General features: G+C 65.7%; 17 protein-coding genes. 4 read left to right on the forward strand and 13 right to left on the reverse strand.

All coding sequences use genetic code 11. The features are described from left to right. The first annotated feature begins 72 nt into the window (after window positions 1-72). From FOC40_RS00070 to FOC40_RS00080, 3 genes are all read left to right on the forward strand, one after another. Window positions 73-585 (forward strand): helix-turn-helix domain-containing protein, encoded by a 513-nt coding sequence (locus FOC40_RS00070; RefSeq protein ID WP_003793785.1) that lies wholly within the window; start codon window positions 73-75, stop codon window positions 583-585. Between the two features lie 32 nt (window positions 586-617). Then, the gene (locus FOC40_RS00075; protein ID WP_231125988.1) at window positions 618-1,445 is read left to right on the forward strand and encodes an IS3 family transposase; all 828 of its coding nucleotides are present in this window, start codon (window positions 618-620) and stop codon (window positions 1,443-1,445) included. Between the two features lie 245 nt (window positions 1,446-1,690). Then, window positions 1,691-3,319: a glycoside hydrolase family 2 TIM barrel-domain containing protein gene (locus tag FOC40_RS00080; protein ID WP_003797221.1), complete on the forward strand. Its 1,629-nt coding sequence runs from the start codon at window positions 1,691-1,693 to the stop codon at window positions 3,317-3,319. A gap of 78 nt (window positions 3,320-3,397) precedes the next feature. Here the strand turns inward: FOC40_RS00080 and FOC40_RS00085 are convergent, their stop codons facing one another. From FOC40_RS00085 to modA, 5 genes are all read right to left on the reverse strand, one after another. Beyond that, entirely contained in the window at window positions 3,398-4,504 is a 1,107-nt protein-coding gene (locus FOC40_RS00085) for a permease prefix domain 1-containing protein (protein WP_231126023.1), read from the reverse strand. Continuing rightward, the gene (locus FOC40_RS00090) at window positions 4,504-4,833 is read right to left on the reverse strand and encodes a PadR family transcriptional regulator (protein WP_003797228.1); all 330 of its coding nucleotides are present in this window, start codon (window positions 4,831-4,833) and stop codon (window positions 4,504-4,506) included. Before FOC40_RS00090 ends, FOC40_RS00085 begins: the two co-directional genes overlap by 1 nt. Window positions 4,834-4,949: 116 nt before the next feature. After that, window positions 4,950-9,518, reverse strand: coding sequence for an acyl-CoA dehydratase activase-related protein (locus tag FOC40_RS00095; protein WP_003797231.1), 4,569 nt, complete (start codon window positions 9,516-9,518; stop codon window positions 4,950-4,952). A 218-nt stretch (window positions 9,519-9,736) separates the two neighbouring features. Next, complete coding sequence (locus tag FOC40_RS00105) at window positions 9,737-11,731, reverse strand: ABC transporter permease (protein ID WP_155844079.1); 1,995 nt, start codon at window positions 11,729-11,731, stop codon at window positions 9,737-9,739. Between the two features lie 9 nt (window positions 11,732-11,740). Beyond that, window positions 11,741-12,541: a molybdate ABC transporter substrate-binding protein gene (gene modA / locus FOC40_RS00110; RefSeq protein WP_003797239.1), complete on the reverse strand. Its 801-nt coding sequence runs from the start codon at window positions 12,539-12,541 to the stop codon at window positions 11,741-11,743. 342 nt (window positions 12,542-12,883) lie between these two features. Here modA and FOC40_RS00115 point away from each other — a divergent pair, with 342 nt between their 5' ends. Further along, on the forward strand, window positions 12,884-13,396 hold the full coding sequence (locus FOC40_RS00115; RefSeq protein WP_003797241.1) for a molybdopterin-binding protein: 513 nt from the start codon (window positions 12,884-12,886) through the stop codon (window positions 13,394-13,396). Window positions 13,397-13,697: 301 nt separating this feature from the next. On the opposite strand, the gene FOC40_RS00120 is transcribed toward FOC40_RS00115, so the two are convergent. From FOC40_RS00120 to narI, 8 genes are all read right to left on the reverse strand, one after another. Continuing rightward, window positions 13,698-14,744 carry a hypothetical protein gene (locus FOC40_RS00120; RefSeq protein ID WP_003797245.1) on the reverse strand — a complete coding sequence of 349 codons (1,047 nt, stop codon included), beginning with the start codon at window positions 14,742-14,744 and terminating at the stop codon, window positions 13,698-13,700. 30 nt (window positions 14,745-14,774) lie between these two features. Next, on the reverse strand, window positions 14,775-15,203 hold the full coding sequence (locus FOC40_RS10525; RefSeq protein WP_003797247.1) for a hypothetical protein: 429 nt from the start codon (window positions 15,201-15,203) through the stop codon (window positions 14,775-14,777). A gap of 112 nt (window positions 15,204-15,315) precedes the next feature. Beyond that, window positions 15,316-17,313, reverse strand: a complete 1,998-nt coding sequence (locus tag FOC40_RS00125) for a cell wall-binding protein (RefSeq protein WP_039929873.1) — start codon at window positions 17,311-17,313, stop codon at window positions 15,316-15,318. Between the two features lie 75 nt (window positions 17,314-17,388). Continuing rightward, entirely contained in the window at window positions 17,389-18,021 is a 633-nt protein-coding gene (gene mobA, locus FOC40_RS00130; protein WP_003797251.1) for a molybdenum cofactor guanylyltransferase, read from the reverse strand. After that, window positions 18,012-18,836 carry a HesA/MoeB/ThiF family protein gene (locus tag FOC40_RS00135; protein WP_003797253.1) on the reverse strand — a complete coding sequence of 275 codons (825 nt, stop codon included), beginning with the start codon at window positions 18,834-18,836 and terminating at the stop codon, window positions 18,012-18,014. The genes mobA and FOC40_RS00135 overlap by 10 nt, the downstream gene beginning before the upstream one ends. 1 nt (window position 18,837) lies before the next feature. Next, a complete protein-coding gene (locus tag FOC40_RS00140; RefSeq protein ID WP_039929874.1) occupies window positions 18,838-19,257 on the reverse strand; it encodes a molybdenum cofactor biosynthesis protein MoaE in 420 nt (139 codons plus the stop codon). Window positions 19,258-19,358: 101 nt separating this feature from the next. After that, window positions 19,359-20,354 carry a MoaD/ThiS family protein gene (locus FOC40_RS00145; protein ID WP_039929877.1) on the reverse strand — a complete coding sequence of 332 codons (996 nt, stop codon included), beginning with the start codon at window positions 20,352-20,354 and terminating at the stop codon, window positions 19,359-19,361. Window positions 20,355-20,648: 294 nt separating this feature from the next. Beyond that, window positions 20,649-21,425: a respiratory nitrate reductase subunit gamma gene (gene narI / locus FOC40_RS00150; RefSeq protein ID WP_003797259.1), complete on the reverse strand. Its 777-nt coding sequence runs from the start codon at window positions 21,423-21,425 to the stop codon at window positions 20,649-20,651. Window position 21,426 lies beyond the last annotated feature (1 nt).

The raw sequence follows: 21,426 nt of genomic DNA on the forward strand, positions 1-21,426 counted from the left end.
CCTCGTTCCTTTTTGAACTGCCTCCCGTTTCTTGGACATCGAAATTGAAGTCCGGGGAATGGGAGGCTTTTCATGTCTGTGGATCTGCGGTTGAGGCATGATCGTTTGCTTCGGGAGCAGGCGGTGTCGATGTTTGAGAGGGGTTGTGGCTATGCTTTGACCGCCGGGAGGCTTGGTGTGTGTGCCGAGACTGTGAGAGAGTGGCAGAAGACATACCGCGCAATTGGGAGGAGCGGACTTTTGGCCATGGGAGTGAAGTACGCCAGATACGACTATGAGACCAAGGTCGCCGCAGCGAGGGCCGTGGTAGACGGCGGGATGAGTAAGCCTGAGGCGATGGTGCGCTTCGGTATTGCGAGCGCGACACCGTTGAAGCAGTGGTGCAGGCTGTACCGCGAGGGCGGCGCGCAGGCCCTTAAGCCTAAGCCCAAGGGCAGGCCGAAGGGGTCGGTGCGGGCGGTGCCACCAACGCGTGAGGAGGAACTCCAAGAGCGCGTGCGTAAGCTTGAGGCGCAGGTGGCGTACCTAAAAAAATCGATTGCCCTGAAGGCGCAGAGGCGCTCCCAAACCGGGACAAAGCCCTAGTGGTTGCCGAGCTTTCAGGGCATGGACACAGGGTGTGTGATCTCCTCGAGGTGGCAGGCCTTGCCAGGTCGAGCTACTACTACGCGCTGACTCACCCCCAGCAGCCAACCAGAGCGCAGCTACGTCCCAAGGTCGCCCAGATCTTTTCACGCACCCCCAACGGGTGCGGTCACAGGCAGATAGCCATGTGCCTGCGCGCTGAGGAAGGGGAGCGCATCGCCGACAAGACGGTCTTGAAGATGATGCGCGAGATGGGTCTGCGCTGCGGCATACGCCGCGAGAGGGCCTACCACAGGTACAACTCCTACAAGGGGGACGTGGGACACAGCTTCGACAACATCATCGGCCGCGACTTCAAGGCCGATGGCCCCTGGCAGAAACTGGGTACCGACGTCACCGAGTTCAAGCTCTCCTTCGGCAAGGCCTACCTCGCTCCGGTCTACGACTTTGCCAGCAAAGAGATCGTCGCGCACTCCATTTCGATGTGCCCCAACCTCGCCCAGCAACAAGAGATGCTCCAGATACTCATGGACGCCAAACCAGCAGGGGCCGAACCGATCTTGCACTCGGACATGGGATGGCAATACCAGCACGAAACCTACATCAGCACGCTCGCCGATAACGGTTTCATCCAGAGCATGTCACGCAAAGGCAACTGCATCGACAATGGCGCCACCGAGCAGGTCTTCGGACACCTCAAGGACGAATTCTTCCGCGGCCAGGACTGGCAGACCTTCGAGAGCTTCAAAGCCGACCTCGACGCCTACATCACGCACTGGAACACAACAAGACGCCAAGTAAAGCTCAAGGGCCTGACCCCGGCAGAATACCGGGATCAGGCCCTACAGGAAGCCGCATAACGGCTACCATTTAAAGCGTCCAAGTTTCGGGGCGCAGTTCATTTCTCAGGGACGAGGCCGGGGTGCCTTATACGCACACGGCCCCACGGGGAGCGGCTTTTTGCCCACGCGCAGGAACAAAAGTCCCACAATGTGGTCCACGTCCCGTTTGCCACCCACACTTATTGCGTATATCAAGGCACATTTACCTGCATTTCAGTGAAATTGCCATTTCATGACTAAAAATTAAATGGTACTTTTATTACATGAAGCAGATCCCGGAACCAGACGTTGTGTGGCTGCGGGACCCCGGGGCGTCGGTGAACCGCCTGACGGTGCACGCGACGTGGAGGTCACGCAGGCCACTTCAGATGCTGTCGAGCACCTGGCAGGTTACCGGTGCCACTGGCACCGCTTCGGAGCTGATTCGTTGCGCTCCCACTCATCAGAATTTCAGCGCGACGTCTGTGCCCGGCGTCCTCGAGCTGGACGGCTCGTGGATGCGCGGTGAGGGTCAGGCCCGCGAGGAGGACGCCTCCCATGTCGGCGACGAAGAGCCCTCCGACCTGGTGCACGCCTCGATTCTGCGCCGCGAGTTCATCTTCGATGCCCCATTGAAGGAGGCGCTTGAGCGCGGCTGGATGATGACGCTGACTTTCGGCGGCTTCTCCGGCCCTCTCTACGCGTGGGTTGATAGAACGTTCGTTGGTTTCTGCGCGGACGGTTTCATTCCTGCGGCCTTCGACGTGACCGGCGCATTGCAGCCTACTCACTCGCATACGCTCGTCGTGTTGCTGATGGATTCGCCGGTGTACTGCCACGGTTTGTTCCGCGAGGTGTCGTTGGAGGCCAGGCCTCCGGCGCACATCGTGGACGTGGTGCCGGTGACGTCCCACGATGGTCGCGCGGGCGCGCTGACGCTGCGGGTTGAAACGACGGGCGGTGTCGAGGTTCACGCCGCGCTCGTGAACGAGACCGAGCAGGAGAGGCTGTGGTCTGCGGTCGCTTCTCCTGATGAGGTTGTGACCGCGCGGGGTCTGGACGTGATCCCGTGGAGCGCGGAGGAGCCGGCGCTGTACCGGCTGATCGTGACGCTGCGCGACGAGGAGGGAGTCAAGGACACGGTCTCCCTTGACCTCGGCTTCCGCGACGTTGAGGCGACCTCCCAGGGGGTGAGCCTGGCAGGCAAGGCACTGGCCCTGCGGGGAGTGACCCGCAACGAGTGCGACGGGCGCACGGGCCTGGCCGTCAACATCCCGGAGATGCTCGACGACATCGTGTGGTGTAAGCGCCACGGCGTCAACACGGTCGTGATCACTGACGCGCCCGGGCACGCCCGATTCCTGGATCTGGCCGACGAGTACGGCCTGTACGTAATCGACTGCGCGTCAAACCTGTACGGCCCGGGGGTGGCACGCAACGAGGCCATTGAGGCCGCGATACGTCGGGATCGCGCGCACCCGAGCGTCATCGCCTGGGCGATCGGGGACGAGGAGGACGAGGTCCGCGCCGCCCACGCTCTCGATCCGACGCGCCCGGAGTACTCCCAGGCGCGTTTCCCGGACCTGCGCAAGGTGCGAGGCGAGGAGTTGCACTACGCGCCGGTGACGGTGGCGCCCTCGTATTCGGGGGTCACGGTACGCAACCACATGACGTTCACGTCCACGTCGGATCTGGAGTTCCTGTGCCACGTGGTCGAGGAAGGCCACGTCACGTGGGAGTACCCGGCGTTCCTGGACGTCGCGCCCGGCGAGACGGGGTTCTTCCCGGTGGAGTGGCCGGCCTCGGGCATGCGCGAGGTGTCGGTACGGCTGTCCTACGGCACGGGGTGGGCTCCGGCAGGCTTCGAGATCGGGCGAGGCTTCATGCCTGCCCCGCCTCAGGGGCTTCGGTAGGCAGCGCACGGCGCGGCCCAGCGCAGAGCGCGGTGCGCCCGACGGGCAGTCACCGGGAACCCTCCCCCGCGCCACCGCCTACTGGGGGCCGACCTTGGCGCGGCGGATCGCCTTCCGCACTGCGGCGAAGACCCCGAAGAACAATCCTGAGACGGGGAAGAGCACCCACGACTTGTCCCACTGGTTGAAGACGGCCCCCCACACGAAGTAGGCGACGACGACGCACGGCCAGTAGACGCTGGCGGCGATTCCGATGACGGGGTCGCGGTCGTCCTCCTCGTCGTAGTCGTACTCTTGGCGGCCGTCGCGGATGAGGGTCTGCTGCGTTTGCACGGCCCAGTTGGTGGGCAGGAAGATCCACAGGCCGAGCGCCACAAGCACCACCGACAGCGCCAGGGCGAGCTCGGACAGGTCGCCGCCGTTGAGCGTCCCGTTGTCGGCGCCCGCTGGCACGCCCATGCCGACGCCGATGGGCGGCAGCGCTTGGACCACCGCGAGTGGCAGCGCTGCGCAGATCCACAGTCCGACGGCGATGGCGAGGCGCCGCATGCGCCGGTCCTCGTGCTCGAGGCGCAGTCTGGCCGCCCACGCCGTGACGATGGGGTCGGGCGTGAACTCCAGGTCCACCAGGTGTTTGACGTTGGTGAACAACCGTGACCTGGTCAGCAGCATGATGACGCCGAGGGCGACGAGGGGCAGGTCTACGGCCAGGGCGAGGAAGGTGGCCGTGTCCTCGTTGAAAGGGACGAGGCCTGTCTCCGACAGTCCCCGGAACGCGAACAGGGGGATGCCCGTCGAGACCAGGATGGCGACGCTGAGTCCCAGGCTGGCGGCCCCGCGTCTGCGCGCCTCGGCGAGTTCTTGCGCCTCGGGCAGTGTGACGCGGGGCCGGCTCGGGGCCCCGGCCCCCTCGGTCCCGGCCGGCGCAGGGGCGGCCTCCGGCTGGGGCGCCTTCTCAGCGGCGGTGAGGTCGTCGGCGATGCCGAGGACGGGGGCGATCTCCTGGAGGTTCCCGAAGTCGGTGATGACACGGCCGACCGCCTCGTTGTGCGTCATGCCGGAGGCGAGGGCATCGGCGTAGGCGTCCTCCATCATGGCGCGCAGTTCGGCTTTGGCGTCGGTCAGGCGCGTCGAGGCCGGGTAGGGGGCGAACATGGCGTCGAGGAAATTGTCGATGGTGTCCATCACTCTCTTCCTTCCACGAAGCGGTCGACGAGGTCCTTGGTGTCGGCCCATTCCGCGATCTTGTCGTTGAGGTAATCCTGGCCGGTGGGGCTCAGGCGGTAGTAGGTGCGGGTCTTGCCCGATTCGGAGACGTCCTGGTAGGACTCGGTGATCCCTTGCCCTTCCAGCCGTTTGAGCGCTGAGTAGAGGGTCGTCTGTTTGATGGCGTACTGCCCTTGGGACACCTGGCTGATCGTCTTGGCCAGCTCGTAGGCGTAGGACGGGCGCTCGCGCAGCAGCCCCAGCACGATGAGGTCGACGTACCCCCTGATCGCGTCGGCGCTGATCATCGCTTCCTCCTTCCATTCACGAGGCCGTGGCCGGGCGCTCCCAACCACACGACAAACATAGCACGTCTGTCGTAGTACGCCAAGGGAAGTAAAGGCGGAGTGCGCGGCTGCTGCGACTAGCGCAACGCGGCCCTCCTGCGGGGGATGGTGGGCATTCCGAGCATGACCACTCCCGAGCCACCGGGCGGCTCCTCCGCGTCCACGAGGTGCAGGACATCTCCGTCGCGCACGTCGGGGGATTGCAGGGCGGTGGCGAGCATCAGCTTGATGCGGTTGAGCTGATTGACCTCCGAGGCTCCCGGGTCGTAGTCGACGGCCACGATGTTGGCCTCGGGGTAACGGGTGCGCAGCGCGCGGAACATGCCCTTGCCGACGACGTGGTTGGGCAGGCACGCAAACGGCTGGGCACAGATGATATTCGGGCAGCCGTGTTCGATCATGTCGACCATTTCGGCGGTCAGATACCAGCCTTCGCCGGCCTGGTTGCCCAGGCGCGCGATGTCCTGGGAGCGTGCGATCATCTCCTCGATGGGCCGGTGCGCCTCAAACTTTCCGTTCGTCGCTGCAAACGCGCGGTGCACGGGCTTCTCGTACTTCTTGAGAGCCCACAGCACGATCGGCATGATGTAGCGCTGCTTGCCCTCGATGCCCAGGTTCTCCTTGTCCCATGCGGCGGTGGCCACGGAGTTGTGGAAGAACTGCATGAGGCCGGGCAGTTCGGCCTCGCAGCCCTCTGCCTCGATGACGTCGACGGCGTGGTTGTTGGCGTCGGGGTGGAACTTCACGAGGATTTCGCCGACCAGGCCAACGCGCGGCTTGCGCGGAATATCGCGCAGGGGCAGAGCGTCGAAGGCGCGCACGCACTCGCGGATGAGCTTTCCGTAGGAGACGCGCCCACCCAGGGCTGCGACGCGTCCCGAGGAGATCCACTCCTGGACGTAGCCGTCCCACGTGCGGTACAGGTCCATCGCGGAGCTGGGTTCGACCTCGTAGGGGCGTACGCGCAGGAGCATCGACTGGATGGCGTCTCCGATGACGAAGGCCTGGATGGCCTTGTGGATGTGGGTGACGCTCAGGCGGAAGCCGGGGTTGTCTTCGAAGCCCTGGACGGACAGGGCGATGACGGGGACCTGCGGGTATCCTGCGTCGCGCAGGCCCTTGCGCAGCAGGGCCGCGTAGTTGCTGGCGCGGCACATGCCGCCCGTCTGCGTGATGCCGACGGCCGTGCGGTCGGGGTCGGAGCGCCCGGAAATAAACTCGTCGAGGAGCTGACCGATGACGACGATCGCCGGGTAGCACGAGTCGTTGTTGACATATTTCAGGCCGACCTCCATGGAGGTGCGGCTCGTGTGCTCCAGCACGCGCACCTTCAGGCCCGCGCTCGCGAACAGCGGGGTGAGGAAGCGGAAGTGGATCGGGGACATCTGGGGTGCGAGGATCTCGTATCCGGCCTCGCGCATCTCCTCGGTGAAGACGGCGCGGGGCTGGATGTGCCCGGCCTCCTCCTCGCGGGCGGCGTCGCCGGAGGGATCGCGCAGGGTGGCGGTGTCGACGGACCCCGACACCAGGCCCACGGACGAGGCGGGGGCCAGTTCCGCTCGATCCGCTCCGTTTTCGCCGTCCCCGGCCCCGGCCTCGTCGATCGCGGAGGCGAGGGAGGCGCGCTCGGTGATCGCCGCGTCGAGGGAGCGCAGGCGGATCTTGGCGGCGCCCAGGTTGGAGACCTCGTCGATCTTGAGGACGGTGTGCACGTCGCCGCGGCCCTCGAGGATCTCCTGGACCTGGTCGGCGGTGATCGCGTCGACGCCGCAGCCGAAGGAGTTGAGCTGGACCATCTCGAGGTCGGGTTCGTCTCCGACTCGGGCGGCGGCCTCGTAGAGGCGCGAGTGGTAGGACCACTGATCGAGGACGCGCAGGGGGCGCTCGAGTCGCCCGTCCACGATGGAGTCCTCGGTGAGGACGGCCATACCCAGGCCCACGATGACCTCGGGGATGCCGTGGTTGATCTCGGGGTCGAGGTGGTAGGGGCGGCCCGCGAGCACGATACCGCGCACGCCGTGCTCCCGCATCCACTCGATGGTTTCGACACCCTTCGCGCGGATCTCGGCCTTGACGGCGGCGTCCTCCTCCCAAGCCTTGTCGAGGGCGGCCTTCATCTCCTCGACCGGAATGTCGTAGCCGTATTCCTTGAAGGTCTTAGACAGGTGGGCGGGCAGGTACTCACGGTTGCCGAAGTTGACGAAGGGGCTGATGAAGCGCACGCCCGGTTCGGCGATCCGCTCCATGTTGTTGCGGATGACCTCGGGGTAGGTCGCCACGATGGGGCAGTTGAAGGAGTTTTCGGACTCGGTGAGCTTCTGCTCGAAGTCAACGCAGGGGTAGAAGATCGTCGTGATGCCCTTGTCCAGCAGGGACTCGATGTGTCCGTGGACCAGCTTGGCCGGGTAGCACACGTTCTCCGAGGGGATGGACTCCATGCCGGTTTCGAAGAGGTCGTGGTTGGAGCGGCCCGAGATCATGACGCGGAAACCCAGCTCGGTGAGCATCGTGAACCAGAAGGGGTAGTTCTCGTACATGCCGAGCACACGCGGGATGCCAATGTCGCCCCGGAACGCCTTTTTCTCGGTGAGGCGGCGGTATCCGAAGATCCGCTTGTACTTCCAGTCGTAGAGGTTGGGCAGGTCGGACTTCTTCGGCGCGCGCTCCAGGGATGCGCCGCGCTCGCAGCGGTTGCCCGACACGTGGCGCTCGCCGTTGGAGAAGGTCGAGATGGTCATCTGGCAGTGGTTCTGGCACAGGCGGCAGGTCTTGCGCGTGGTGTCGACGCCGAAGCCCTCAAGGGCCTCGATCGTCGCGAGCGTCGAGGTCCCCTCCCCCGTGTCGTGCATGCGCGCGGTCAGTGCGGCGCCGTAGGCGCCCATGAGGCCGGCGATGTCAGGACGCACGACCTCGCGGCCGGTGAGCAGTTCGAAGGCGCGCAGCACCGAGTCGTTGAGGAATGTGCCGCCCTGGACGACGATGCGCTCACCCAGGTCTGAGGGCTCCTTGAGCTTGATGACCTTGTAGAGGGCGTTGCGCACGACGGAGTACGACAGGCCGGCGCTGATGTCGCGCACGTCGGCGCCTTCCTTCTGTGCCTGTTTGACGGAGGAGTTCATGAACACCGTGCAGCGGGTGCCCAGGTCCACGGGAGATTCGGACTCCATGGCCATGCGCGCAAAGGTTCGCACGTCGGTGCCCATAGTCTGCGCGAAGGTCTGCAGGAAGGAACCACAGCCCGAGGAGCACGCTTCGTTGACGGAGATGGAGTCCACAGCGTGGTCGCGGATGCGCAGGTACTTCATATCCTGGCCGCCGATGTCGATGACGGAGGTGACGCCGGGGCAGATGAACTCGGCGGCGCGGTAGTGGGCCATCGTCTCGATCTCACCCTCGTCCAGGGTGAGGGCGGACTTCACCAGGCCCTCGCCGTATCCCGTGGAACAGGAGCGCCCAATCTCGCAGCCCTGCGGCAGCGCGCCGCGCACCGCTCGCACGATGTCGACGGCGGCCGCGACAGGGTCGCCCTCGTTGGAGGCGTAGTGGGTGAAGACGATGCGGTCGCAAGAGTCAATGACGACGGCCTTGATCGTGGTCGAGCCCGCGTCGATGCCGAGCCAGCAGCGACCCTGGGCCTCGTCGAGGCTGGCCTTGGGGATGACGTCGAGGCTGTGGCGGGCCACGAACTCGTCGCGGTCTTCGGGGGAGGCGAAGAGCGGGTCCATGCGCGGGGATTCGACCTGGACGGGGGCGGCGGCGAGGCGTTCCATGAGGGTGGTGAGCTTGTCACCGCGGGAGTCGACGGAGGTGGCACCGGACTCCTCGGCCTGGCGTTGCCTCTTGGCGGCCTCCTTGTCGGCCAGCAGGGCCGCACCGATCGCGACGTAGAGCTGGGCGTCGTCGGGGGTGACGAAGGCGTCGGCCTTGGGCAGCAGGGTCTTGTAGGCCTCGCGCAGGGCGGGCAGGAAGTGCAGGGGTCCGCCCAGAAACATGACGGTGCCTCGGATCGGTCGCCCGCAGGCCAGGCCAGCGATCGTCTGGGTGGCGACCGCGTTGAAGATGGATGCGGCCAGGTCTTCGTGCGCGGCCCCCTGGTTGATGAGCGGCTGAATGTCGGACTTGGCGAAGACGCCGCAGCGCGAGGCGATCGGGTAAAGCTGGGTGTGGCGGGTGGCCAGCTCACCCAGGCCGGCGGCGTCGGTGTGCAGCAGGGTCGCCATCTGGTCGATGAAGGCGCCCGTTCCTCCCGCGCAGGTGCCGTTCATACGCTGCTCGGGGGTGGGGTGCAGGTAGGTGAGCTTGGCGTCCTCGCCGCCGAGCTCGATGACGACGTCAACCTCGGGGTGGAGGCGCTGGGTGGCCTCGGTGCCGGCGATGACCTCCTGCACGAAGGGAATACCCATGGCGCGCGCCGTGGTCAGGCCGCCGGAACCCGTGATGGCAGCGTGGACGCGGGCGCCGGGCAGGGCGCGATCGACGTCGGCGAGAAGGGCTCCCAGGGATGCGCGCACGTCCGCGTTGTGTCGCCGGTAGTCGGAGAAGAGGCGGCGGTTTCCGTCCAGGACGACGGCCTTGACCGTCGTCGAGCCGACGTCGATGCCGAGCTGATAGGGGCGCGTTGCCTCGTGATGACCCTGTGTTGTCATGAGGTACCTCCTGGGTTCTCACCACAACTTAGGAAACCCCTTTCGCAGAGTCAAAACTGTCCACCGCCGAGGACGGGACGGCAACAAAAACCGCAGAATAACCGAGAAAATGGGTCGCGTTGTGCGTTTTGGAGGACCAGATCCCACTCATGCGAAAACCAAAAATTACAACATATGAAGCGTGACAAAATTCGCGCCACCGTCAGACAGTGAAACGATCAGGAGCCGGGCGCAATAGGGATCGCGCGGACCTGGGTGGCCTTCACGCTCGCCCAGAGGCGATCACCGACGCCGAGGCCCAGCTCGGACCACGCGGAGGCGGTGACTCGGGCACTCACCGACACACCCTCCGCGAGCGCGACGCGCACGCTCACGAGGGAGCCATCGACATCGATGCCCGCGACGACGCCGGGCAGGACGGAACGCGGCGAGGCGTGGGCCTCCTCGCGGGACAGGGCCACGGCCTCGGGCGGGAAGGTGAGGGCGACGCGCGCTGACTCCTCGCCAGGGGCAACGCTGTCGCAAGCCGCCCACAGCGCTCCCTCGCCGACGCGCACGCCAACCATGCCGGGTCCGCCAATCGCCTCGCCGGTGACGATGTTAAGACCCGCCAGGCGGGCCGCGAACACCGAGGAGGGCGAGGCGAGGATGCGCGCGGGTTCCCCTTCCTCGACAACGCGGCCGTCCCCCATGACGATCATGCGCGAGGCCAGGGCCAGGACCTCGGCAATGTCGTGAGAGACGAGGAGGGTGGTGATGCCCGACTGGCTCAGGCGTTCGCGCAAGACGGCGGAGACCTGGGCGGTGGCCTCGACGTCGAGGGCGGCTGTGGGTTCGTCGAGGATGAGCACGTCGGGCCGGAAGGCAAGGGCTCGGGCGATGGCGACGCGGGCGGCCTGCCCGCCGGAGAGGTCGGAGGCGCGCCTGTGGGCGAGGTCGGCGATGCCGACGGCGCGCAGCTGGTCGGTGGCGGTGGCCCGGGCCTGGGCGCGTCCGACGCCGCGCACCCGCAGCGGGAACGCGACGTTGGCGAGGACGCTCATGTGCGTGAAGATGCGGGGCGCCTGGGAGACCATGGCGACGCCGCGTCGGCGCGCGGGCACGAACGTCTCGGCATCGTCAACGACTCGCTCGCCGATACGGGCGCTGCCCTCATCGAGGCGTAGCGTTCCGGCAATCACCTGGGCGAGCGTGGACTTTCCGGCACCGTTATGGCCGACGATGGCCGTCACCAAGCCGGGGCGAAGCGGCGCATCCACATTCCAGCCGCGCTCGGTGATGGTTCCGGTGACGCGCACGTCGGCGCCCGCATCGGATTCACGGGAAGCCGCGGCTGTGTCCGCGGGAGCATCCACGTATGGAGCACCGGCGGCCTCGGAAGCGAAAGTACGCCCCGACCTCGTCGAACGGATGAGGGCCGCGAGGCGCCCCCACGGGGTTTCCGTGAGCGCGACGACAAGGGCGGCAACGCCGAGGAGCACCACGCCGAGCGCGAGGGCGAGGTCCGCGTCGGACTCGCGGGCCAAGTAGATCTGGAGGGGCATCGTGCGGGTCACGCCCTGCATGGACCCGGCGAAGGTGAGGGTCGCGCCGAATTCACCGAGGCAGCGGGCAAGCGCGAGGGCGGCGCCGCGACCAAGGCCGGGCAGGACCGTTGGCAGGGTGATCTGCCAGAAGACGCGCGAAGGCGAGGCTCCCAGGGAGGAGGCCATCTCGTCGAGCCCCTGTTCGCGAGAACGTAGCGCAGATTCGAGGGTGACGATGAGGAAGGGGAGGGACACGAAGACCTGGGCGATGACGACGGCGGTCGTCGTGAAGGCGATGTCGAGGCCGGCACCGCCGAGCAGCGCGCCGAGCGTAGAGCGCCTGCCGAAGGCGGCGAGGAGCGCGATGCCGGCGACGACAGGGGGGAGGGAGAGGGGCAGCGCGACGAGGATGCGGGCAGCACGCACGCCCCGCCAGGAGCGCGAAAGGACGAGGGCCGCGGGAACACCGAGAATGAGGTCGATGCCGAGCGCCATCACGCAGGTGCGCATCGACAGGCCGAGGGCTGCGGCCGCCTCGGGGGTCGCGAGGGTTGCTCCCAGGGTCACCCAGTTGACGCGCCCCAGCATGAAGGCCAGAGGTAGGAGCAGGAAACACAGGGCAAGCGCACCGAGGCCCCCCGCCCAGATGGGCAGGGGGCTCACGGCGGGGGTTCGACGCGATGTCACGTATCGATGTTACTTCGCGGCCGGGGTGAAGCCAGCGTTTTCGAGGACCTCCTGACCGTCGGCGGAGAGGACCAGGTCGATCCACTTCTGTCCGAGGTCCTTCTTGGTCGAGGCGCTCACGAGAGCGATCGGGTACTTGTTGACGGCCTCGCCCGCACCCTGGATCTCGACGGTGTCGACGGCGTCGCCTTCGGCGAGGGCGTCGGTCTTGTAGACGATTCCAGCGTCGGCCTGGCCGGAGGAGACCTTGCCGCGCACGTCGGTGACGGCCTGTTCCTCGGAAACGGGGTTGAGGGTCACGCCGAGCTTCTCGGTGAGGGTCTTGGTGAGCTTGCCACATGGAACCTCAGGGGCGCAGATCACGAGCTTGGCACCCTCGAGCGAGGAGTCGAGGCCGGTGATGCCGGCGGGGTTGCCGGGCGTGGTGATGAGGGTGAGGGTGTTGGTGACGAAGATGGTCTGCGCATCAACCTGAGAGGCGTCGGCGGCCTTCTTCATGGTGGACTCGTTGGCGGTGGCCAGGACGTCAACATCCGCGCCCTCGCCGAGCTGGGTCACCAGGTCCTGGGAGCCCGCGAAGTTGAAACGCACGTCCACGCCGGGGTTGGCGGCCTCGAAGGTCTTCTCAAGCTCACCGAAGGTCTCGGTCAGCGAGGCGGCGGCGTAGACGTTGAGGACGGTCTGCTCGGCGGCGGGCTGGGTCGCGGGCGCCGAGGACGTGGAGTCAGCAGCGGGGGTAGAGCCGCCAGTGCAGGCGGCGAGGGCCAGGGCGGCGGCGCCGAGGACGGGAAGGATGCGAAGGGAACGCACTCGTCTCTCCTTTTGTGGGGGGATGGAACGCGTTTAATCTAACAAGGGGCATGATCGCCTCGCAACGGTTCGTCAGAGCGCGCCCAAATTGTTACTTTTGCTTTTAATTTCGAGGAAAGCCAGAAAATTATTTAACTTGCTTTCACCCATAATAAAACAGGGTAAGTCGCCACACTCAGGCCACTCCAATCGCATATCAACACACTCGAACATCCAGACACCCCTTTTCCCTCGGGCGACGCGCACACAAAATCACCTCACATTCATGCCCGCCCTCAGCCCCGCCTCCACAGCAGGAAGGGACTAGGATCACATTCGTACGCATCATTATCGGAGGACACCATGCCTAAGCCCGTCGACTACGACCTCAGCCAGATCAGCGCCCATGTCATCACCTATTCCGACCGCATCCAGCGCGGCACGAAGGAGGACCGGGCGACCCCCGCCTGCACGGCAGCGCTCGCCGAGGCAGGCCTGGGCCCAGTGACGGTCGCGGCGATCCCCGAAAGCGCCGACATCCTCGAGACGGAGATTCGCGACGCGCTCGAGGCCGGCGCACGCTTCATCCTCATCCTGGGTGGCTCGGGTTTCGGCGTGGGCAACTACGCACCCGAGGTTGTCCGCTCGATCGTCGAGGTCGAGATCCCGGGCATCGCCGAGCAGATCCGCGCCCACGGCCTCGCCAACACACCCCTGTCGGGTCTGTCCCGAGAGGTCGTCGGCGTGACCGCGCGCGACTCCTCGGGCGCACTCATCATCTCCTCTCCCGGCTCGCGAGGCGGCGCGCTCGACACCCTTGAGGTGGTCACGCCGCTACTCCCCGCGATCTTCCACCAGCTCGACGAACAGCGCTAATCCAACAAGCAGCATTGAAAGAGGCCTCGGCTCGTTAGTGTCCGGGGGCGGCGGCAAGGCCTGGCCGGGCTTCGAGATCGATCGCTCCGAGCCGTAGGCTCGAGTGTGGCGATCTCGCGGGCGGCCGCCGCCCCCGGACACCAGAAACGAACGAGGCCGCGGCGCAACAGCGCCGAGACCGCCGCCCCCGGACACCAGAAACGAACGAGGCCGCGGCGCAACAGCGCCGAGACCGCCGCCCCCGGACACCAGAAACGAACGAGGCCGCGGCGCGCGCCACGGCCTCGTCGTGGTCGGAAGGTCAGCCCCGGCGACGCAGGAGTGCCACGCCTCCGGCAAGAACGACCAACAGCACGCCACCGCTGATCGCCCACCACCGGGTCGGAGACGGCGTCGACGAGCCGGACACAGAGGTCACCGTACCGTCGGCTTCCTTCTGCTCGATGAGGGCGCCGGTCGCGTCGAAGTGGTAGGAGACGCCGTCAATGTCGAGCCATTGATCGGCCACGGCCGAGGCGGAATCGTTGAAGTAGTAGCGCCTGCCCGAGGGGCCGTCGTACCAGCCGGTTGTCGCGGCGGGGCGGCCCGCCTTGAACCACCACGCGCGCGGCGTTTCGGACTCGTACTCGTGCCCCCACTCGGAGTTCGCGACTCCGTCGTAGGTGATGCCGTCAGCACTAAACTCGCAGACCAGGGCGGGAACCTCGATCGAGTCCCAGATGTCACCCATCGGGAACCACTGAGTGTCACCGTGCAGCACGAGGAAGGACAGGCGGTCCGGGCTATCGTCGGCCTGGCCGGTCTGGATGATCGCTCCGGGGTGCAGTTTGGCCATGAAGGGGATCGAGTTTGATGACTCGGCGCCGTGGTGTCCGGCCTTGAGCATGTCGACCTCGCCGACCTCATCGGCGATGCGGTCCTCGAAGCCGTTGGGGGTCTCCCAGTCGGACTCGGTACTCATGAGGTCGGAGGCCAGGAAGGCGGTGTGCCCGTTGGCGGTGACCTTCACGCCCCATCCCATGAGGTTTGCATCGGTCGTGCCCTGCGTCTTGTAGTATTCGGCGTTGTCGAAGGGGATCAGCTGAATGTCCGCGTCGCCCAGCGTGACATGCGTATCGAAGCCCTGGAGGCGTTGAATGAAGGTCGCGCCGTAGCTGTCGACCGCCCAATTCGCGGCGTTGACGAGGTGGTCGTAGACGTATTGGTTGTCCCACAGGCCGTTCTCGTCGGTGATCCAGGCGTCGGAGTATTCGGGGCTGAGGATGACCTTCGGACAATACTTGTAGATGATCTCGTCGGCGTTGGCAATGTGGTCGGAGTGGGCGTGGGTGCCCAGGTAGAAGGCCACGTTCGTATCGTTGACGCCCTGGTCGTCGAGCTACTGCAGGAGCCATTCGGTGCTGGTGTTCGTGGCGGCGGCCGTGCCGGAGCGCACGGGGTAACGCGGGTCGGAGCCGTCGGGCAGGTCCGCGTCCTCGCCGCCATCAATGATGCCGTACCAGTCGCCGCTCTTGATGAGGATCGCGTCAGACGATCCCGAGGACAGGACGAAGATCTTCGTCTGCTCGCTCATACTGGACGCGAAGGTCAGGGTGGAGGCACTCACGGACGAGGCCTCGACGGACTTCGAGTTCGCCAGTGCGAGGGTCGTACCGGGCACCCAGGACAAGCCAGACTGAGAGTCCGACTGGGCCCCGCTCTGGGCGTCGTCAGCGCGGGCGGTGCCGACGAGGGTGAGGGACGAGGCCGCGGCAGCCGCGACGGTCATCGTCAGGGCCGCTGCAAGGCGGGGACGAAGGAACGTCATGAGTGGCCTTTCGCTCAGGATCTGTCCCCTCACACTACAACCGGCAAGCGCCGCCCACCTGCGTCGATACGCGGCTGGCGGCGCTTTGTGAGGATGGTCGCCGGGGCCTCAATCAGGAGGCGTAGCCGACCCAGCGTCCCGACAGGGAGAAGGTCGAGGAGCGACCGTCGATCTCCTGCGTACCGGTGGCCATGGCGCCCGTGTCACCCAGGTAGTACCAAGCGCCACCGTCCAGGATCCAGCCCGTGGCCATGGCACCGCTGCCGGTCAGGTAGTACCAAGAGCCACCACCGTTCAGCCAGCCGGTGAGCATTGCGCCCGACGAACGCAGGAAGTACCACTTGCCATCCACCTGCGCCCAGCCGGTTGCCATTGCGCCGGTCGTTGCGTCCAGGTAGTACCAGGTGCCACCGTCATTCATCCAGCCGGTGACCATCGCGCCCGAAGAGTTTAGGAAGTACCACTGACCGCCGATCTGTTTCCATCCGGTGACCATCGCGCCGGTCGCACCGTTCAGGTAGTACCAGGTGCCGCCATCGTTGAGCCAGCCGAGGGCTGCGCGCCCGCCGTTCAGGTAGTACCACGAGCCGCCGATGAGGCTCCAGCCAGTGCCCGCGAGGTACCCTGCGGAATCCAGGTAGTACCAGGCCTTGCCATCGTGGATCCACCCGGTCGCCATGGCGCCCGTCGCGTCCATCCAGTACCACTGGCCGCCGTCATACACCCAGGTGCTGGCCTCAGCGGAGGGCTTGCCGGCGAAGTAGTACCAGGATCCGCTCGACCCCTTCCACCAGCCGGTCGTGGCCGCGGGTCGGCCGCCCTTGAACCACCAGGCGCGTGGATTTTCCAGGCCGTACTCATGCCCCCAGGACGCGGCGGACAGATCGTTGTATGAAATGCCGGAAGGGGCGAAAGTCGCGATGAGCGAGGGAATGTGCCCGCTCGACCAGAGGTCCATCATCGGCACCCACGACGAATCTCCATGAATGACGCTCTCAGTCAGATTGTCGGGGATATACCACTCCGGCCCGGTCTGGGCGATCATGGAAGGACTCAGTGCCTTCATGAAGGCACTCGAATTCGAGCTCGGCAGGCCATGGTGACCGGCCTTGAGCATGTCGACGTGCCCAACAATCGGAGCAATACGGTCCTCGTAACCACCACGAGTCTCCAGGTCGGCGGCCAGGTAGGCGGAATGCCCGAAGGCACTCACCTTCGCGGTATATGCGATGAGGTTCGCATCGCGCACGCCGGTCTTCTTGTAGTTTTCAGCCGGATCCGTGGGGATGATCTGAACATCCATATCACCCAGCGTGATGTGGGTGTTGTAGTCCTTGATGTTCTGCACGATCGAGGCTCCGTACGCACCCTGAGCCCATCGCGCGGCCGCCATCATGTTGTCGTAGATCCACTGGTTGTCCCACAGGCGGGACTTATCCGTGATCCACGCATCGGAATACTCGGGGCTGAGAATGACCTTCGGACGGAACTTCTTGATGATCTCATCCGCGTTGTCGATGTGGTCGGAGTGGGCGTGCGTTCCCAGGTAGAACGCGAGGTTCGAGGAGGTGACGCCATGGTTAGACATGTAGCCAAGCACCCAGTCCGTATCGCCGAGAGCAGCATTTTCAACTCCCTCTCGCAGCGGGTAACGCGGATCCTTGCCATCCGGAGCCCCAACACCCTCCGCGCCGTCGATCATGGCGAAGACGCCGCGAGACTCGAGCAAGATGGCATCCGCAGAACCCGTCGTCGTGAGGACATGAATGCGGGTGGGGCCGTTGGTGCCGGGGAAGGTGTAGACCTGCGCGTCGATGCCGTCCACGCTTTCTTCCTCGGACGAGGCCGTGGCCTCGTCTGCGGAATCCGCGGATTCGGCGGCATCGGAAGCATCAGCACCGTCCGAGGCCGCACGGTCCTGCGCGGTGTCGGGGGCGGAAACGCCGGAGTCGGAGCTCAACGCATCGAGGTCGGTAGACTCCATGTCGCCATGCATGTTCTGGCCATCTGTCGGAGCGGCGGCAGTGGCGGGAGCGAGGGAGGCGACAAGAATTCCTGACAATACGGTCAGTCCGAGTCGCTGCCACAGTTGTCCGTGACGAAGATTCATGAGCACGCCTTGAGTGGGATGGGTCACTAGATGCTTACTAGCTAAACCTACACCCAAAAGCGCATTACTCACAAATCAGTTGCTCAGAAATGTCTCCCACCAGGCCACATCTTCGGGGGTATCAATGTCCCGGCATGCGTCGGCGCTCACGCTCACTCGCTCGACGTCGAGGGCGCGCAATACCCGGCGCACGCCCACGCCCCGAACCGAGCCGTAGGCGGCCACGGCCTCGTCGATGGCGCGGCGCAGGGAGGCGGCCCGGTAGACGCCCATCAGGTACTGGTCGAAAGGCTCGGGGTCCCCGCCCCGCACGATGCGCCCCTCGACCCCCTCCCTCAACGCGGGTTCGAGGAGAGCGGGCAGGAAAGCACCCACGCCTGGAGCATCAACGGAAACAACCACGACGAGGACGTCGTCACCGACGCCGAGCGCGCGCAAGCCCGCGTCGATACCGGCAAGAGGACCACCGCTCGGCGGATCCTCAAGGGTACGCAGGACGCCGTCGGGGACACGCACGGCGGGCGGCACGACAGCCACGCAACCCGCGCCGCACGCTTCCAGCAACGCCCCGCAGACGCGGTCGATCAGGCGCTCACCACCCAGCATCAGATCCGCCTTGGAGACGCCACCCAGGCGCTCTCCCCCACCGCCACCGACAACGATCGCGGCAGCGTCAGCGCGCGGGGCGACCACGGGACTCAGCCCCACGGCGCGAAAGTCAGCACGTCGGCACGCTGCGTCGCCGCATCCGTCATGAGGACGCGCCCGATCAGCGGCTCGCCAAAGCCCACCAGCAACTTGATCGCCTCCGTCGCCATCGCGGTGCCCGCCTGGCCGACCACGGGACCGAGCACACCAACCTTCGGCGAGGCCGGGGTCGTCCCGGGGGCAGGCTTGACCGGGTGCAGGCTCCGCAGCGTCAGCGACGGCACGGGGGCCGGCGCCGCAGACCAGAATACGCTCACCTGGAAGGCCATCGACACGACCGTGCCCCACACCAGCGGAACACCGGAATCTGCACAGTAGTCCGCCACCAGGTACTTCGAGTCGAAGCTATCCGTGCACTCGACGATCAGGTCCCACTCGCGGCCATGCTCATCCAGCCACTCGCGGGTCACGTGCCCGTAGCGCTCAAAGCGCACCGAGGAATTCAGCCCGCTCAAGTGACGCACCGCGGAATCCGGCTTCGGATCCCCCACGTCACCCTCACCATGCAGGAGCTGACGCTGAAGGTTCGACACCTCGACCACGTCGGAATCGCAGATACCGATCGTCCCGATGCCCGCCGCCGTCAGGTACAGGAGGACGGGCGAGCCGAGGCCGCCCGCGCCCACCACAAGCACGCGTGCGGCCGCCAGGCGCGCCTGGCCGGCCTCACCAATACCGGACACCAGCCAATTGCGACGGAAACGTTCCAGCGCGGGGTCCCCGGCCTCGTACGGGCCGGGCTCATTGATCAGCGGAAGCGCGACGGTGCGCCCCGAGACGGCCGCATCACGGGAACAAGGATTGCCGATCGTCATCTCACAGGCCCGACCAGTTGTGCGAACCGTCGGTCAATTCCTGCTTCTTCCAGATCGGGAGCTTCGCCTTCACGTCCTCGACGATGGCCTCGACCGCGCGGAATGCCTGCGCGCGATGCTCCGCCGCGACAACGACGACCATTGCATCCTCGCCGATCTCCAGATACCCCACGCGGTGCCACGCGACGATGCGGTGCACTCCCGGACGATCCTTGAACTCCATGACGATGTCCCGCAGAATCTGCTGCGACGAGGGGTGAGAGGAATACTCGATCGCGTCCACGCTCTCTCCGCCGTCATGGTTACGCACCACACCAATAAAGGACGCCACAGCACCACACGTATCCCGACGTGCGCTATCAATCAGCGCGCCAGTATCCAGCGGCTCATCGGTGATGCCGGTTGCAATCTCAGCTGACATGGGGTCCTCCAGGGACGGGGGTGTCTTCCCCTTCATCTTACGAGGGAGCGGTCAAGATTATTTTACGACCCTGACCGCCCCACACAAATGACTAAAAAATCTCACCCGCCAGCGAACGGAGGCAGCACGTCGACGCGCGCGCCGGGCGCAAGCTCGGCATCCAGACGAGCGGAGCGCTCGTTGACCAGGTAGCTCGACACGGCGAGGATTCGCTCCAGCTCAGGGCTCTCTGAGCTGAGCTGATCGATGAGTTCACCCAGGGTCGCGGGGGTCTCATCGGAAGGCAGTTCACGCACGTACCCACCGGCCGCCTCGGCCGCTCCACCGAAGAAGTGAAGGGTCGTCGACAGCGGCTTCGGATTCGCCTCGTCGAGCCGTCGAACAGAGACAGTCAGGCGCAGAGGATCGGAAGGATCCGTCTCCAGTGACCAGGTGGCAAATCCGGTCGCCGTCCGCTCGAAGACGCGCTCGACGATGCCGCGGCGCAGTTCGAGGGCCAAGTCATCGGGCGTGCCCGGCTCGGTGAACGGGCAGGCCGTCAGGACGACCGCCATCGGATCGGTGTCGTGCGGGATGGACGCAAATCCCATGGCGTTCATGAACAGGCGCACCTTGCCCAGGTGCGACGCGACATTGAAGGTGTCACGCACGGGACGACGCTTCGGGTTGTGACTGTGATCAGGCACCGCCATCGTCTCGAGGGCGGCGTCCGCCCAACGCGAGCCGATCTCACGCACGGAGGCCGCCGGATCGTCCGCGTCAACGCGCAGCCAGGCCAGCAGCGACGAAGTGAGCTGGTGCAGCATCTGCGCCGCAAACGAAGGATCCGCCGGGGTCGTCGTCGAATACCCCAGAGCGGGACGGCCTCGCCTCGACGAGGGAAGCTGCTGCTTCTCGACCAGACCGAGGACAAAGAGGCCCTCGAGGGTTTCACGGACGCTCGACACGTGCAAGCCAGCTTCCTGAGCCAGCTCCGCCACGGTCACGGGCGTCGCATGGTGCGAGATGCGCTCCAACAGCGCATGCTGCGCGGGGGTCAACGCTGCCATTGCGGCGAGCGTTTCAGCCAGAGGCCGAGAACGGGAGGTGTCATTCATTGATAGTCCTCTCTCCCTCATAATCAGCGGAAATGCCCATTACGGGCACCACCAAACGGCTTTAGGCCTGTTACGTTACTTATAAATCGCGTTTTATTCTACCCATCATGCGTGCAGCGCCGCACGGCCAATACCACCGATTGGTCTCATTACGCGGGGTGCATCAGCTCATTTGAGCAGGTCGCATGCTCCGCCCCACGATAAAGAGGCGGGGGCGAGCTAACGCCCGCCCCCGCAACTCTCGCACTGCCCGCACCATCTCCTCCGGGAGAGGCCACCGCAGACAGATGTGGATCAGTCCGACATGCCACCACGCGTCATCTCATGCGTGCGGCGCTCGTCGCGCGACCGGTAGATCACCGGGGGACGCGCCACGTAGCCGACCGGCGCGCTCACCGCGTGCACGAGGCGGGTGAACGGCCACACGCAGAAGAGCAGCAGGCCAGCGACGATGTGTAGCTTGAAGCTGACGGGCACGTCGACCATCAGATGCGCCTGCGGGTGCAGGTAGAAGATCGAGCGGAACCAGACGGAGATCGTCTCGCGGTAGTCGTAGCCCTCGTGGCCACCGAGCACCTGGTTGAGCAGGGTCGCAGCCCCGCCCAGGAGCACCGGAATCGCCAGCATCACGTAGGTGACGATGTCCATGCGGGTCGTCGCCACGCGCACCGACTTGACCACCAGGCGGCGGTAGATCAGCAGCGCGAGGCCGACGATCGTCATGATTCCGGCGATCGTACCGGGGATCGTCGCCGTCAGGTGGTACACGTGCTGGGGCACGCCGGCCGCCTCGGTCCAGGTCTTCGGGATCACGAGGCCCAGGATGTGGCCCAAGAACACGAAGAGAACGCCGAAGTGGAACAGCGGCGAGGCCCAGCGCAGGATGGTCGGCTCATTCCACTGCGAGGAACGAGACGTCCACCCGTACTGGTCGGTCTTGTAGCGCCACGCGAGGCCCACAATGAGGATCGCGAAGGACACGTACGGCAGGACCACCCACAGGGCAATGTCCAGGAAGGACAGCGACTGCGTCGCAGGTGCCGACGCGGCATGCAAAAGTGCGGATTCCATG

It is taken from the genome of Schaalia odontolytica (assembly GCF_009730335.1).
GTDB lineage: Bacteria > Actinomycetota > Actinomycetes > Actinomycetales > Actinomycetaceae > Pauljensenia > Pauljensenia dentiphila.

Coding starts and splice junctions, on each gene's coding strand:
- FOC40_RS00070 (WP_003793785.1), top strand. CDS start 73: ATGTCTGTGGATCTGCGGTTGAGGCATGATCGTTTGCTTCGGGAGCAG.
- FOC40_RS00080 (WP_003797221.1), top strand. CDS start 1,691: ATGAAGCAGATCCCGGAACCAGACGTTGTGTGGCTGCGGGACCCCGGG.
- FOC40_RS00085 (WP_231126023.1), bottom strand. CDS start 4,504: ATGGACACCATCGACAATTTCCTCGACGCCATGTTCGCCCCCTACCCG.
- FOC40_RS00090 (WP_003797228.1), bottom strand. CDS start 4,833: ATGATCAGCGCCGACGCGATCAGGGGGTACGTCGACCTCATCGTGCTG.
- FOC40_RS00095 (WP_003797231.1), bottom strand. CDS start 9,518: ATGACAACACAGGGTCATCACGAGGCAACGCGCCCCTATCAGCTCGGC.
- FOC40_RS00115 (WP_003797241.1), top strand. CDS start 12,884: ATGCCTAAGCCCGTCGACTACGACCTCAGCCAGATCAGCGCCCATGTC.
- FOC40_RS10525 (WP_003797247.1), bottom strand. CDS start 15,203: ATGACGTTCCTTCGTCCCCGCCTTGCAGCGGCCCTGACGATGACCGTC.
- FOC40_RS00125 (WP_039929873.1), bottom strand. CDS start 17,313: ATGAATCTTCGTCACGGACAACTGTGGCAGCGACTCGGACTGACCGTA.
- FOC40_RS00135 (WP_003797253.1), bottom strand. CDS start 18,836: ATGACGATCGGCAATCCTTGTTCCCGTGATGCGGCCGTCTCGGGGCGC.
- FOC40_RS00140 (WP_039929874.1), bottom strand. CDS start 19,257: ATGTCAGCTGAGATTGCAACCGGCATCACCGATGAGCCGCTGGATACT.
- FOC40_RS00145 (WP_039929877.1), bottom strand. CDS start 20,354: ATGAATGACACCTCCCGTTCTCGGCCTCTGGCTGAAACGCTCGCCGCA.
- narI (WP_003797259.1), bottom strand. CDS start 21,425: ATGGAATCCGCACTTTTGCATGCCGCGTCGGCACCTGCGACGCAGTCG.